Genomic DNA, 13,713 nt, shown 5'->3' with positions numbered 1-13,713 from the left:
CGCTGCAAGGGGTGGGCTGCATCGTCTACGGCATGAACCTCACTGCAACTCCCCCAGCCATAGAGGCCGACGGGCTCGTGAAGCTCTTCGGCCGTCAGCGCGCCGTCGACGGCGTGAGCCTGTCCGTCCCGACCGGGTCGGTGTACGGAGTGCTCGGCCCGAACGGCGCCGGCAAGACCACGACGGTGCGGATGCTTGCGACGCTGTTGCGTCCGGACGGCGGCGAGGCCCGCATCTTCGGCCACGACGTGGTGCGCGAACCCAACGCGGTGCGCTCGCTGGTCGGTGTCACGGGCCAGTACGCGTCCGTCGACGAGGACCTGTCGGCGGTCGAGAATTTGGTGATCTTCGCCCGGTTGCTTGGTCTGAGCCGGGGCGATGCCCGCCGCAAGTGCACGGAACTGCTCGAGGAGTTCGACCTCACCGAGGCGGCGACGAAGCCGCTCAAGAATTTCTCGGGCGGCATGCGTCGACGTCTGGACCTGGCGGCCAGCCTGATCGCCCATCCCCCGCTGCTGTTCCTCGACGAGCCGACGACGGGTCTGGACCCTCGGACGCGCGCCCAGATGTGGGACACCATCCGCAGGCTGGTCGCGGACGGGTCGACGGTGCTGCTCACCACGCAGTACCTCGACGAGGCGGATCAGCTGGCCGATCGGATCGCCGTCATCGACCGCGGAAAGGTGATCGCGGACGGCACGGCCGACGAGTTGAAGGCGTCCGTGGGCGTCTCCTCGCTGCAGTTGACCCTGGTCGATCGCGGGCAGACCGACGACGCGCGGTCGGTGATCGCCCACACCCTCGGTGTGGAGGTCGCGATCACGCCGGAGATCGGCCGTCTCACCGCGCCGACGACCGATCCGTCGCTCACCGTGGAACTCCTGATCCGGTTGCGCGACCACGGGATCGCCGTCGACGAGATCACCGTCCAGAAGCCGAGTCTCGACGAGGTCTTCCTCACCATCACCGGCCACGGCGCAGACGCCACCGAGGCCGACACCGAACGGAGCGTCGCATGACCACCACCCTCGAATCCCGCACTCACGCGGGCCCCCAACCGATTCCGGAGGCCCGGAACCGGATCAGCCTCGAGCAGTCCGTCGCGAACACGCTGACCATGGCGTACCGGGGACTGCTCAAGATCAAGCACAACCCGGAGCAACTGTTCGACGTCGTCGTCCAGCCGATCATCTTCACGTTGATGTTCACGTACATCTTCGGTGGCGCGATCTCCGGCGACGTGGCGTCGTATCTGCCGATCATCATCCCGGGCATCCTGGTCCAGACGGTGATCACCACGTCGATCGTGACGGGCACCCAGTTGCGGGAAGACATGGACAAGGGCGTCTTCGACCGCTTCAAGTCCCTGCCGATCGCCCGCATCGCGCCGCTGTCCGGTGCGCTCCTCGCCGACGTCGTGCGGTACGGCATTGCCACGACCATCACGTTCGCCGTCGGTATCGCGATGGGGTACCGGCCCGGCGGCGGTGTCGTCGGGGTGGTGTCGGCCGGCGCGCTCRTCATCGTCTGCGCCTTCTCGATCAGCTGGATCTTCGCCCTGATGGGTGTCCTGATGAGCAAAGCGTCGTCGGTGCAGGGCATTTCGATGCTCATCCTGTTCCCGCTGACGTTCATGTCGAACGCGTTCGTGCCCGCCGACACGATGCCGGGCTGGATGCAGGCGTTCGTGAACGTCAACCCCGTGTCGCATGTCGTGACCGCGGTGCGTGAACTCGTCAACGACGGCCACTTCGGTGTCCACGTCGTGTGGTCGCTGCTCGGTGCCGCCGTGATCGTCGCGATCATGGCACCGCTGACGGTCCGGACGTACATGCGTAAGGCCTGACACCCGAAGAACGAAGCGACCCGGTGGACGCGGGGTCCACCGGCTCGCTTCGCCTATTTCTCCAGTTCGGGGGCGTCCGCCTGCAACTCCCCCACCTCGGTCTTGAGGATCCGCATCGAGCGGCCCAGGCCGCGGGCGGCGTCCGGAAGTTTCTTCGACCCGAACAGCACCACGAGCACCACCGCGATGATCGCCCAGTGGCTCGGGCTCAGCGCCCCCACTACTGGGGCTCCTCACCGTCGGGGTACACGGCGTCCACCTCGACCTCGACGAGCCAGCCCGCGGCGGGCAGGCTCGCGACCTCGAGCGCGAACCGGCTGGGACGCGCGGAGTTCCGTTCCATCGGCGCGGCCGGTTCCGCGGTGCCGAGCGGGACCAGTTCGGTGTCACCGGCGCCGAGGTTGGTGTTCGCAAAGAACTGCCGGTAGGCGCGGTTCCAGCCGGCGTAGTCGGCGCGGTCGGTGCCGGGGGCGTTGTCGAGGAACACCCGCATGGTCACGACGTCCTCGAGCGTCAGCCCCTGTGCCTCGAGATTGTCGCGAATCCGCTTCAGCGCGTTGATTCCCTGCGCTTCGGTGATCGTGACTCCGGCCGGGAGTGCGCCGCCCGCGAACACGTCGGTGTCGATGTACGACTCGGGGGTGCCCTCGGGTGCGGCCTTGTTGGACGCGCCCGGGCCGATGCCGCTCGACTTGTAGACGGCGGTGCCGCCACCGATGGCCACACCCTGCGCGATCATCGGATTCGCCTCGCCGGCTTCGAGAACGGACTTCGACACGAACGTGCTGCCGGGCGCTTCCGCCGCCGCCTCCTCGGAGGAGCACGACGTCGCCCCGGCGATCAGAGCGGACGCTGCGAGCGCGGCGGTCACGGCCTTGGTACGAAAAGACTTCACAGTTCACAACTCCTTGTTCGAGGGGAAGGTCAGGCTTCCTGGGCCACGCGCTCGTGGAGGTGGGTGACGACGTCGCGGGCGGACGTCAGGGCGCCGTGCTGCCACGCGATCGCGTTGGACAGGTGGTCGCCGGCGAAGTAGATCTTGTCGACGGGTTCGAGCAGCTTCTCGTACTCGGGAGTGGCCGCCCCGCCGTGCGAGCCGCCGCTGCCCGCCCAGTTGGCCCAGGCACTCTCGGAGTACTTGGTGCGCCGCCAGCTGCCTGAGAACGACGAGGAGATGTCGCGGGTGTACTTCTCGCCGTGGATCTCCGAGCCCTCCGCGATCGCCTTGGCGAGCCGCTGGCGGTGGGTGAGGGACTCGAACGCTTCCTGACGCTTGCCGCTGCTGTAGTAGGCGACGACCACGCCCCGGTCGGAGTTGTAGTGGTCGTACGGGAACATGATCTGCGAGATGTCCTTGTCGGTGTTGGATGCGCCGCCGTAGATGCGGTCCTCCGTCTCCCACCACCGGCGCGAGTACTCGATGCCGAGCTTTCCGGACGACGACGGCTTGGCCGCCTTCAGCGCGGTGAGCACGTCGGCGGGCAGATTGTTCTGCAGTCGTCCGATGAGGTGCGGCGGGATGGTGCAGATCGCGTAGTCGGCGGTGATCGACTTCTTCGCGCCGCCGGCGGTGTATTCGACGGTGACGCCCTCGGACACGTTCTTCATCGACGTCACCTCGGCGCCGAAGACGATGTTGTCGGTGCCGATCCGGTCCTGGAACGCGTAGTAGATCCGGTCCATGCCGCCGACCGGGGTGAACATCATCATCGCCTGGTCGTAGCCGAAGTCGAAGCTGAAGTTGCGGCCGATGCCGCTGCGGATCACTTCCTGCATCGCGAACGGCTTCTTCTCGGTGCCGAAGTTCAGGCCAGCCCCGGGCTCGGAATCGTATCCGCGACGGGAGGATCCGAGGTAGCGTCCGTCGTCGGACAGGTCCCCGAAGTCGCTGAGGAACTCCGACAGCGCGTCCTTGTCCTCCCGGCTCAGCACCTGGTCCAAGGCGCCCTGATCGGTGGCCTTCTTCAGCAGCTCCGACATGTAGCCGAACGTGTCGGCCTTCGCGGCCCGGTACGTGACGGACTGGCCCGACAGCGACGTGTCGCTCTGATAGTTCACGAACGTGTTGGCGTTCTGGTTTCCGAAACCCTGGATCTCGACGCCGAGTTCGCGGCAGTAGTCGAGCGTGATGTGGCTCTGCGGGATGCGGGTGGCGCCGACGTTGTAGAAGTGCCCCTCCGAGAACGTGCATTTCTGCGTCTCGCCGTTCAGGTCGGTCTCCTCGGTACCGCCCCGGGCGGTCCAGACGCGGCCACCGGGCCGGGTGCGAGCTTCGAGGACCGTCACCGTGTATCCGGCCTTCTGCAGTTCGAACGCCGAACACAGGCCGGCGGGGCCGCCGCCGAGCACGACCACGGAGTGGCTGCCCTTCACCTTCCCGATCAGGTCGCCGGCCGCGAGCGGCTGGAACGCGCGGGCGGGAGCGGCGGTCGACGGTGCGAGCCCGAGCGTCGACATCGCGCCGTACGCGAGTCCCGCGCCCCCGGTGGCCCCGAGGCCCTTCATGAAAGATCTACGTGTGAATGCCAATTCGCGCTCCCATTCTTGCGCCCGGCGACCCGGGTAACTTGTCCGGATTCATCCTGGGAGGAACGCGAGTCGGGAAGTTGTCGGCAGCGAAACAGTCTGAGGCCGGCGAGCGAGAACGGACGCGGGCCGTTCTCACTCCCGAAGCGGAGTTCGACCCGAAACCGAAACTTTTCGGCAACACGACCCGGCTAGTTTCACGCGCATGTCAGCCCTTTCCGACGCCATCGCGCGTTCGTTCGCCACCGGCGAGCCCGAACGTCAGGCCGTGTCGCCGCTGCGTGCGCTGGGCCGGCGGCAGTTGTCGGGCTTCGAGGTTCTCGCCCAGTCGGTGGCCACGACGGCTCCGGCGGTGTCGATGGTGGTCCTGCCCGTCACCATGTTCACCCACCAGATGCTGCTGAGCGGTCTGATCACGATCGTCGTCGCCACGGTGGTGGTGTCCCTGATCGCGGTGTGTGTCTCGCAGTTCACGCGACGCATGGCGGCCGCGGGCGGCCTCTACAGTTTCGTGTTCCAAGGCCTCGGCACGCGTGCCGCGCTGACCGCTGGGGTCGCCATGCTGACCAAGTACGTGGGCAGTGCGGTGATGACGCTGTACCACGGTGGCCAGGCCGTGATCGCGACGCTCGGCTTCTTCGGGCTGGAATTGCGCGAACCCGCCGAACGTCTCCTCGTGTACGCCGGGATCGCGATCGTGATCCTCGGCTGCCTGGTCCGCGGGGTGCGGTTCGCGGCCCTCGCCATCCTCGCCGTCGAATCGTGCTCGTTGCTGTTCATCGTCGGTCTGATGATCGTGACCGGTGCGGGCGGCCAGCACGCCGCGGTGCCGCCGTCCGATTCCGCGTACGGGCCACTGCTCATGACGCTGGCCGCGGTGTTCGCCCTGGCCGGCTTCGAGAGCGCCACGTTCTTCGGTCCGGAGGCCAAGCGCCCGCTCGCCACCGTCACCCGCACCGTGATGCTCACGCCGATGATCTGCGGCGGCCTGTTCATCTTCTCGGCGTGGGCCGCGTGGTCCGGTCGCACGGATACCCTGGTCAATGCGTATCTGCACGGCACCGGCACCGGGGTCGACCCGGCCGTGGTGATCGCCCTGAACCTCGGGTTGGGCACGTCGTGGCTGGCGTCGGCGATGGCGTCGTCGAATGCCGCGTCGCGCCTGCTGTATTCGATGGGGATCGAACGAGTCGTGCCGCGTCTGTTCGCCCGGGTGCACCGGAGCTACCGCACCCCGTACGCGGCGCTGGCGGTCATCGTGTGCGCCGTGTGCGTCGGTGCCGCGACATTCGCCGTCGTCGGCAAATCGACCGGATTTTCTCACGTGCAGTTGATCGCCAGGACCGCGGTGGTCGCGGCGTACGTGCTGGTCGCCGTGGCGTCGGTGCGGTTCCYCAGCCGCATCGGGGAACACACCCCTCTCGTCCTGGCGGCGGGAGTCGCGGGCAGCGCCGCCGGCGGAATCGTCCTGGCCTACATGCTGTTCGTGAACGTGGCCCACGGCTTCGCGATGGTCCCCACCGTGGTGCTGACCCTGTTGCTGTCGGGTTCGGCGTGGCAGGTGTACCTGCGATGGCGCCACCCGGCGAGTCTGCGGTCGATGGGTGTGTTCGACACGGCGGAAACGGATGATGTGCTGCCGGGAGCCGGCGTGTTCGCCACGGACGCCGCCGGAAACCTCGCGTTGACGGCGGCTGGACGTACCCCCGGGTCCCGGTGATGGGCGCCCGAGCGGGGGAGATCGCGGGCCACGAACCACGCGCCGTGCAGAAGGCACTCGCCCTGCTCGAGGCCGTGGCTCAGCTCGGGTCCGGGGCGACCGCGCGAGACATCGCCGCACACGCGGGGATCCCCCAGGCCACGGCGTACCGGCTGCTCAATCTCCTGACCGCCGACGGCTATCTGGTGCGGATCGCCGACCTGTCCGGGTTCGCACTGGGCCGAAGGACCAGACAGCTCGCGGGGGCGGAGGCGGCACCGGACCCGGTCGACCACCACGCCGTGCTCGAGGAACTGCGGGGGCAGGTGCGTTTCGGGATCCATCTGGCGTCGTTCACCGGCGGCCGGGTGCGACTGATCGACCGGGACCCCGACCACGAACTCAGCGGCGAGAACACGATCGCCGCGCACCTACACGCGTCCGCCATCGGCAAGATCCTCCTCGCGTCCCGTCCGGACCTGGTGCCGCCGAGTCTGCGCCGGGTCACGTCGCGGACCGTCACCGACATCGCCGCGCTGCGGGGCGAACTCGACGCCGTCCGTCACACCGGCTCGGCCCGAGAGGTCGACGAGGTGCGGGTGGGCCGCAGCGCCGTCGCCGTCCCGGTGCACGATGTGCAGAACGCGGTGGTTGGATGCCTTGCGGCGATCGGCAAGACCGGACGCCTGGCCGTCGACGATCCCGAACTCACCGACCTCCWGCGATCGTGTGCGGCCCGGGTGAGCGGCCGGGTCCCTGCCTGAGGCCGGCACTCACCTCGAACCGGCGAGCATGTCCAGGATTTCGGCGCGCACCGCGCGACGCGACCAGCCGCCGAACCGCTTCTGCGCCGCCTCCCAGCGGTCCTCCCCCACGCGCTCGACTGCGAACGCGACGTGCCGGGGGTGTCGCAACGACGCGATGTCCTGCCGGGCCCGGGCCCGGACCGACAACGCCAGCAGGGCGAGGCCCCGATCCTGGTCACCGGCAGCGAGTTCGAAGCACCCCACACCGGCCGCGACGGTTCCGGTGACCGGCAGATCCTGGTAGGCATCCTGTCCCAGCCTCGACAGCGCCGCCTCCGCGAGCTTCGGCACGAAYTCCATCATCATCTCCGACCGGCCGTGCAGTACATGTGCGCACACCACCGACGCCGCCAGCATCATTCCGAACGGGTCGGCGTACGGCTCGGACAGCATCCGGGGATACACCATGTCCAGCGCCTCACGGTAACGGGCGAGCCCGCGTTCCACGTCGCCGTCCGCGAGATCGATTTCCGCGAGACTGCCGGTGGCGGCGGCCCGCCATTCGTCCGGCTGGTGGTCGTCGGTCCCGGTGCCCGCACCGCGATGCTCGAGTACCGTCTCGGCCAGCACCTTCCGGCCGGCCTCCACGTCACCGGCGGCGATCAGCGCGGAGGCCTGGAAGCCCCACAGCTGATCCGCCTCCTCCTGCGCACCCAGCTTCCGCATGCCCTCGACAGCATCCTGATAGTGCCGCACCGCGTCCCGGTACTCACCGGACTGGCTCTGCAGTGAACCGAGGAACTGCGACGCCATCGCCGTGCCCCACACGTCACCGATCGCCCCGCACAGTCCGGACACGGTCGTGGCATCCTTCATCGCGCCGCGGAAGTCGCCGAGGTTCTCCCGCATGCTGGCCCGCGCGGAGAGGGCGGCCGCGCGGGTCTCCGGATCCTCGGACCGCACGCCTTCCGCGACGATCCTCGCCAGCCGCCGACCCGAACCCAGCGACAGGATGAGCCGCACCGCGAACCCGGTGACCGACGGTAGGTCGGGGCGCTCCCGGAGCACGTGACGCAGCCGGATCCGGGCACGGGCGAGCGTGCGTGTCTGGCCACCGAACACCAGGTGCATCGCCGCGAGCAGGAAGGTGTACGCCACCAATTCCGAACCGACGTCCGTCAGGTCGGCGTCCGCCGTCGACCCGAGAATCCGCGGGGTCCAGTTCATCACTTCCGAGTGCGCACCCCGGATGGCCCACAGGCCGCCCAGCACCGGGAACACGGTCGCCACCGTCTCGGCGTCGTCGCGCTCGACCGCCCACCGCAGGACCGCGAGCAGGTTGTCGTGGTCGGCGTCGATGTCGTCCGCGAGCGCGACCTGGTCGGCGCGGCACCGGCGGAGCGCCTCGGACGCGAACTGGCTTGCCCAGACTCCTTGGCGAGCAAACACTTCCGTCCCCTCGCCGGCCGCCGCGAGCTGTTCCTCGCCATACTCGCGCACCGTCTCGAGCATGTAGTAGCGCAGCGTGTCCGACGTCTCCGATACGGACAGCAGGGATTGGTTGACGAGGCCCTCGACGGCGTCCACGACATCGTCGACGCCGTCCCACTCCGCGATCGTCCGGGCGGCGTCGAGGGTGAACCCGGCCGGGAACCGGCAGAGTCTGCGCAGCGCGATCTGCTGCTGCTCACCCAGAAGCTGCCAGCTCCAGTCGATGACGGCGTGCAGGGTGCGGTGCCGCTCGGGCGACGTCGGGTCGTGGGATCGCAGTAGCGCGAACCGATGCTCGAGCCGTCGGCCGATATCCTCGACACTCATGCTGCGCACCCGGGCGGCGGCCAGTTCGAGCGCGAGCGGGAGACCGTCGAGGGTGCGGCAGACGCTGCGGACCGTCTCCGGGTCGAGGCGCGCGGTGGGCCGCACGGCGCGAGCCCGCGCCGTGAACAGTTGCACGGCGGGCGCGTCCTCGTCGTCGATCGCGAGCGGCGGCAGCGGGTACACGGCCTCGGACGCGAGCATGAGGGGTGACCGGCTGGTGGCGAGGACGGTCAGCTGGTCGCCGGCCGCCACGAGGTCGGCCACGACCTCGGAGCACGCGCCGATGACGTGCTCACAGTTGTCGAGGATCAGGAGCATCGGCCCCGCCGACAGCGCTTCCCGGAGCCGTTCCCGCGCCGAGTGGACGCGGCTGACGGTGAGCCGGCCCGGCGCGATGTCGACCTCGCTGAGCCCGAGCGTGCTGCTGATCGCCGCGACGACGTCCTCGCTGCTGCGCAGCGACGCGAGTTCCACCAGGGCCACCGACGTCCCCGTGGCTGCCCGCGCACCCAGTTCGTGCGCGAGTCGCGTCTTGCCGGCACCGCCGGGCCCGAGGATGGTCACCACGCGCGAGGACGTGAGCGACCGCTCGATCTCGGCGATGTCCGAGTCGCGTCCCAGGAGGGCGTTGGGTGCCGCGCGGAGCCCGATCGCCGTCCGATCCGGCGACACGAGGAGCGGAGCCGCCACGGCACCGGGACGTCCGCCGCGCAGAATCCCGGTGTGCAGAGCGACGAGCGCGGGCGACGGATCGGCCCCCAACCGGGACACCATCCGCTTGCGGAAGGTCGCGAACACGTCCAGCGCCTCGTTGTCCCGCCCGAGCCCGGCGAGCGCCCGCATCAGGTGCGCGTGCCCCTGCTCGTCCAGAGGTTCGGCGGCGACGTGGGCCAGCGCCTTCGGGAGGGCGGCGTCCCAGTCTTCGACCGCCACCAGCGCCGCCAGTTCCGCGGCCTCGAGTTGCCCCCGGACCCCTGCGGAATCGGCGGCGAGTTCCGTTGCGGCGGCACCGCCCGGAAGGTCCGCGCCCGGGTCGCCCCGCCACAACGCGAGGGCATCGCGGATCTCGTCCGGCCCGACGCTGCGACCGTTCCCCCGGCCCTGCAGCCGGCGTACCACGTCCTCCGCGCGCGCCAGATCGACGGCATCCCTGGGCACCGCCAGCCGGTACCCGGCCGGGCCGATCTCCAGCGCTCCGTCCGGCAACGCCGCGCGCAGCCGGGAGACCTGCGTGTGCAACGCATTCATCGGGGACCGCGGCGGATCCTCGCCCCACACCTCGTCGATGAGGGCCTGCGCCGACCGGCTCCGGCCGGGATCGCGGGCGAGAGCGACCAGCAGGCTGCGCGCGCGGGTGCCGGGCAGCGGCGCGAGCACGCCCGATCGCCACGTCGATATTTCACCCAACAACGCGACCTGGATCGGTGTGCTTGCCGGTGCCACTCTCTCGTCCACGCTCATGTGCTGGTCCACCGCGTTCGATGGTATTGCACGGCGTGGGTGCGGGCGTCTTCTCGCACGGTGCAAAGATCGGTGCATGGCAACGGCTGCTCAATGGATCGAAGGCGCTCGTCCGCGCACCCTCCCGAACGCGATCGCCCCGGTGCTCGTGGGCACCGGCGCCGCGGCGTCGCTCGGCGGCGCGGTGTGGTGGAAGGCAGTACTGGCACTGGTGGTCTCTCTCGCGTTGATCGTGGGCGTCAACTTCGCCAACGACTACTCGGACGGGATCCGCGGCACCGACGACGAGCGGGTGGGCCCGCTGCGGCTCGTAGGGTCCAAGCTGGTGAAACCATCGGCGGTGAAGGCTGCGGCCATCGCCTGCTTCGCCGTCGCCGCGGTGGCCGGTCTGGCCCTCGCCGCCACCACCGCGTGGTGGCTCGTGCTCATCGGCGCCCTCTGCATCGTGGGCGCCTGGTTCTACACCGGCGGCAAGAAGCCGTACGGGTACAGCGGGTTCGGCGAGGTCGCCGTCTTCGTGTTCTTCGGTCTCGTCGCCGTGCTGGGCACCCAGTACGTGCAGGCCGAGACGGTGGACTGGGCCGGTCTCGTGTCCGCGATCGCCGTCGGTTCGTTCTCGAGCGCGGTTCTCGTCGCCAACAATCTGCGGGACATTCCCACCGACACCGAGTCCGGCAAGCGCACGCTCGCCGTCCGGCTCGGCGACTCGCGTACCCGAATCCTGCATCTCGTCACGCTGACGGTCCCGTTCGTCGTGACGCTGGTCCTGGTGCTGCGCACCCCCTGGTCGCTCGTCGGACTGCTCGCGCTGCCTCTCGCGGTCCGGGCGAACGCGCCGGTCCGCTCCGGCGGCCTGGGCCTCGCACTGATTCCGGCGCTTCGGGATTCGGGGCTGGCGATGCTGATCTGGGGCGCCGCCACCGCCGTGGCCCTCTCGGTCGCCTGAGCGGCCGCCCGGTCAGTCGCCGTCCGGGAGGACGATGCCGAGGATGAAGTTGACGATCGAGATGATCAGGCCTCCCCACACGGCGGTCCAGAAGCCGTCGACGGTCAGGCCGTAATCGGTCTGGGAGCTCAGCCATGCGGTGAGCAGCAGCATCAGGGCATTGATCACCAGGGTGAACAGGCCGAGCGTCAGGATCAGCAACGGCAGCGACAGCAGCTTCACCAGTGGTTTGACGAAGATGTTGACGACGGTGAACACCGCCGCGATGCCGAGCAGCACCACGATGTCCCATCCGGTTCCGTTCCCCGAACTGGAGATGTCGATGCCCGACACCCAGGCTGCCGCCAGCCAGATCGCGAACGCGTTGATGACGAGGCGTACCAAGAAGGTCATGGGTGCATGCTGGCACACCGTTCGGACAAACGGGAACCGGATAACCCGGGACCGGGAGGGTCAGGCGGCGCGGTCGTCGAGTGCCGCGTGCACGCGACGGCGGAGTTCGCCGACACCGACCTGGACCTCGAGGATCTCCCGCGTCGTGCCGTCGGCCACTCGCAGCACTCCGAGGAAAATGTGCTCGGCGCCGATGTGATCGTCCTTGCGCGCCAGCGCCTCCCGCAGTGACAGTTCGATCGCCTTCTTGGCGTCGCGGGTGAACCCGATGTGCCCCGACTTCCGGCCGAACCACCCGCGCTTCTCCGACGGCTCCTCGGGATCGAGGACGCCCTTGCCGAAATTCTGCTCGAGGCTCTGCCGCACCGCGTCGAGGTCGATGCCTATCGATTCGAGCGCTTCCGCGTCGGCGTCGCTCAAGGCCGTGCCGCGCGTCGCGACGGTCGATCGCGACTTCTCCTCCTCGATGCCGGCGTCGACGAGGATGCCGTGGACGGGTTCGGTTTGCACGGACAGCAGCGCGAGCACGAGGTGTTCGGGCCCGATCTGGGGCGACTTCAGTGCGCGCGCTTCCTGTTGCGCGCCGATCACCACGGCCCGGGCGTCCGTCGAGAATCGTTCGAACATGCGCCGTTACCTCCCTCTCCGGTTGTGCTTCTGATGGACGGCCTGCCTGCTCACCTCGAGGGAGTCGGCGATCGCCTGCCAGGACCAGCCCTGGGCGCGGGCGTTGGCGACCTGGATGGCCTCGAGCCGTTCGAGGAGACGCCGCAGCGCACGCACGGCCCGCAGCCCCTCGGCGGGGTCGGGGCTGCCCGCGGCTGCGGCGAGCGTGGTTGCTTCGGTCATGCATGTCAATTTAGGTTGACACCGACCGGGTGTCAACCCTCCTTGACAGATCCCGGGGCCGTCAGTACGCGGCGACCGCCCCGTCGACAGCGATCTGCAGTTCCTTCTGCACGACGTGGGCGATGTCCATCGGCTTCGCCGGGAGGTCGAACAGCGGTTCCCCGACGAAGACGCTGGCCGACTTCACGTTCTYGGGGTCGGGCCCGTGGGCGTCCGGCCCGTAACTGAGGCCGATGGACAGCAGGACGGGTGAGACTCCGCGATCCGCCGCACGTTTCGCGATGTGACCGATGCCGCTGTTGATGTGCTGCAGGCGGGTCGGGTCGTCCTCGTTGCACGTGCCCTCGGGGAAGATTGCCAGGTTGTCACCGCGACACAGCCGTTCGGCGGAGATGTCCATCATGAGCCGGCCCGCGTCGGCGACCGCCCGGAGTCCGTAGTTCTTGCTGCGGAACACCGGGATGCCGCCCATCATGTCGACCTTCTTGTGCAGGTCGGGGTCGACGAACAATTCATCCTTGGCGAGCACCCGGGTGCGTCCGATCGCGCGGCGCAACGGCGTGTTCCATGCCGTGGCCGCAAGCGTGTACTGATCGCTGTGGGTGATGTGATTGGTGGCGACGATCAGCACCCTGCCGGACTTCACCAGCCCCGCCAGCTGCGCCTTCGCGTCGTTCGCGTACACGACCCGCGGCCGGTACTTCGCATACAGCGACGCGTACGCCAGCTTGGCGAGCATTCGATTCTGCTGATGGTCGCGGTAGTACGCGTACACCGCTTCGTAGTTCTCGAGAGTTACCTCGGGCTTGTCCATCCTGGTCCCCGCTCCGTCGTCCTATCGCCAGGCTACCAACCTACGGTTGCGTAGCCTACGGTGGAGTAAGTTTTGGGAAAGTGCAGGGAAACTGTGCGAACAGCACGATTTCGGGTACAAAAGACCTGTGATCCGCCCGGCCATTTCCACCGACCTGCCCGTTCTGCAAGACATCGAAATCGCGGCGGGTGCGCCGTTTCGTGACATCGGAATGGACGCCGTCGCCGACGATCCCCCGTTCACACTCGACGAGTTGACCGAATACCTCCAGCTGGAATGCATTTGGGTTGCGGTCGACGCAGACGATGCCCCGGTCGCATACGCACTCGTCGCCGTGGTCGACGGGGCCGCCCACATCGAGCAGGTGTCGGTCCACCCCGGCCACGCCCGCCAAGGGCTCGGCGCCCTGCTCCTCGACGAGATCTCGTCGTGGGCGGCCGTCCGCGGACTGCCCGCCCTCACCCTCACCACGTTCGTCGACGTCCCGTGGAACGCCCCCTACTACGAGCGGCTGGGTTTCCGCCCCTTGCCCGAAGACACCCTGACCCCGGGTCTGTCGCGCATCCGCGCCGACGAGGCCAGGCACGGCCTCGCCGCATGGCCGCGGGTCACGAT

14 protein-coding genes are annotated in these 13,713 nt (G+C 68.8%); 6 read left to right on the top strand and 8 right to left on the bottom strand.

Annotation, left to right across the window (positions count from 1 at the left end; genetic code table 11):
- Positions 1-32 precede the first annotated feature (32 nt).
- Positions 33-1,019 carry an ATP-binding cassette domain-containing protein gene (locus AC1D1G_RS20395; RefSeq protein WP_477953470.1) on the top strand — a complete coding sequence of 329 codons (987 nt, stop codon included), beginning with the start codon at positions 33-35 and terminating at the stop codon, positions 1,017-1,019.
- Entirely contained in the window at positions 1,016-1,846 is an 831-nt protein-coding gene (locus AC1D1G_RS20390; protein ID WP_477953469.1) for an ABC transporter permease, read from the top strand. Before AC1D1G_RS20395 ends, AC1D1G_RS20390 begins: the two co-directional genes overlap by 4 nt.
- A gap of 53 nt (positions 1,847-1,899) precedes the next feature.
- On the opposite strand, the gene tatA is transcribed toward AC1D1G_RS20390, so the two are convergent.
- From tatA to AC1D1G_RS20375, 3 genes are read right to left on the bottom strand one after another with little or no spacing between them, the layout of a single operon-like run.
- Entirely contained in the window at positions 1,900-2,067 is a 168-nt protein-coding gene (gene tatA / locus AC1D1G_RS20385; RefSeq protein ID WP_005252050.1) for a Sec-independent protein translocase subunit TatA, read from the bottom strand.
- The gene (locus AC1D1G_RS20380) at positions 2,067-2,741 is read right to left on the bottom strand and encodes a Rid family hydrolase (protein ID WP_477953468.1); all 675 of its coding nucleotides are present in this window, start codon (positions 2,739-2,741) and stop codon (positions 2,067-2,069) included. Before AC1D1G_RS20380 ends, tatA begins: the two co-directional genes overlap by 1 nt.
- Positions 2,742-2,770: 29 nt before the next feature.
- Entirely contained in the window at positions 2,771-4,351 is a 1,581-nt protein-coding gene (locus tag AC1D1G_RS20375; protein WP_477953467.1) for a flavin monoamine oxidase family protein, read from the bottom strand.
- A 226-nt stretch (positions 4,352-4,577) separates the two neighbouring features.
- Here AC1D1G_RS20375 and AC1D1G_RS20370 point away from each other — a divergent pair, with 226 nt between their 5' ends.
- Positions 4,578-6,092: an APC family permease gene (locus AC1D1G_RS20370; protein ID WP_477953466.1), complete on the top strand. Its 1,515-nt coding sequence runs from the start codon at positions 4,578-4,580 to the stop codon at positions 6,090-6,092.
- Positions 6,092-6,835 (top strand): IclR family transcriptional regulator, encoded by a 744-nt coding sequence (locus tag AC1D1G_RS20365; RefSeq protein WP_477953465.1) that lies wholly within the window; start codon positions 6,092-6,094, stop codon positions 6,833-6,835. The genes AC1D1G_RS20370 and AC1D1G_RS20365 overlap by 1 nt, the downstream gene beginning before the upstream one ends.
- A 9-nt stretch (positions 6,836-6,844) precedes the next feature.
- Here AC1D1G_RS20365 and AC1D1G_RS20360 read toward each other — a convergent pair whose 3' ends face one another.
- Positions 6,845-10,096, bottom strand: coding sequence for an AfsR/SARP family transcriptional regulator (locus AC1D1G_RS20360; RefSeq protein ID WP_477953464.1), 3,252 nt, complete (start codon positions 10,094-10,096; stop codon positions 6,845-6,847).
- 76 nt (positions 10,097-10,172) lie between these two features.
- On the opposite strand from AC1D1G_RS20360, the gene AC1D1G_RS20355 reads away from it, so the two are divergent.
- Positions 10,173-11,042, top strand: a complete 870-nt coding sequence (locus tag AC1D1G_RS20355; protein WP_280779903.1) for a 1,4-dihydroxy-2-naphthoate polyprenyltransferase — start codon at positions 10,173-10,175, stop codon at positions 11,040-11,042.
- 12 nt (positions 11,043-11,054) lie between these two features.
- Here the strand turns inward: AC1D1G_RS20355 and AC1D1G_RS20350 are convergent, their stop codons facing one another.
- The 4 genes from AC1D1G_RS20350 to AC1D1G_RS20335 all read right to left on the bottom strand — a co-directional run bounded on the left by AC1D1G_RS20350 (position 11,055) and on the right by AC1D1G_RS20335 (position 13,098).
- Positions 11,055-11,435: a phage holin family protein gene (locus tag AC1D1G_RS20350; RefSeq protein ID WP_009474702.1), complete on the bottom strand. Its 381-nt coding sequence runs from the start codon at positions 11,433-11,435 to the stop codon at positions 11,055-11,057.
- A gap of 60 nt (positions 11,436-11,495) precedes the next feature.
- Positions 11,496-12,062, bottom strand: coding sequence for a Clp protease N-terminal domain-containing protein (locus tag AC1D1G_RS20345; RefSeq protein ID WP_477953462.1), 567 nt, complete (start codon positions 12,060-12,062; stop codon positions 11,496-11,498).
- A 6-nt stretch (positions 12,063-12,068) separates the two neighbouring features.
- Entirely contained in the window at positions 12,069-12,284 is a 216-nt protein-coding gene (locus tag AC1D1G_RS20340) for a hypothetical protein (protein ID WP_005258323.1), read from the bottom strand.
- A gap of 61 nt (positions 12,285-12,345) precedes the next feature.
- Positions 12,346-13,098: a lysophospholipid acyltransferase family protein gene (locus AC1D1G_RS20335; protein ID WP_477953461.1), complete on the bottom strand. Its 753-nt coding sequence runs from the start codon at positions 13,096-13,098 to the stop codon at positions 12,346-12,348.
- Between the two features lie 127 nt (positions 13,099-13,225).
- Here AC1D1G_RS20335 and AC1D1G_RS20330 point away from each other — a divergent pair.
- Positions 13,226-13,713: GNAT family N-acetyltransferase (locus tag AC1D1G_RS20330; protein ID WP_477953460.1), on the top strand; the 488-nt coding region annotated here is incomplete at its 3' end.

The sequence above is a fragment of the Rhodococcus sp. P3_B8 genome (assembly GCF_056402775.1).
This window is presented reverse-complemented; position numbering and strand designations above follow the sequence as displayed.

Excerpts from the sequence above, each read along its gene's own strand:
- AC1D1G_RS20350 (WP_009474702.1), bottom strand. The coding sequence starts at position 11,435 with ATGACCTTCTTGGTACGCCTCGTCATCAACGCGTTCGCGATCTGGCTG.
- AC1D1G_RS20340 (WP_005258323.1), bottom strand. The coding sequence starts at position 12,284 with ATGACCGAAGCAACCACGCTCGCCGCAGCCGCGGGCAGCCCCGACCCC.
- AC1D1G_RS20345 (WP_477953462.1), bottom strand. The coding sequence starts at position 12,062 with ATGTTCGAACGATTCTCGACGGACGCCCGGGCCGTGGTGATCGGCGCG.
- AC1D1G_RS20375 (WP_477953467.1), bottom strand. The coding sequence starts at position 4,351 with ATGAAGGGCCTCGGGGCCACCGGGGGCGCGGGACTCGCGTACGGCGCG.
- AC1D1G_RS20395 (WP_477953470.1), top strand. The coding sequence starts at position 33 with ATGAACCTCACTGCAACTCCCCCAGCCATAGAGGCCGACGGGCTCGTG.
- AC1D1G_RS20355 (WP_280779903.1), top strand. The coding sequence starts at position 10,173 with ATGGCAACGGCTGCTCAATGGATCGAAGGCGCTCGTCCGCGCACCCTC.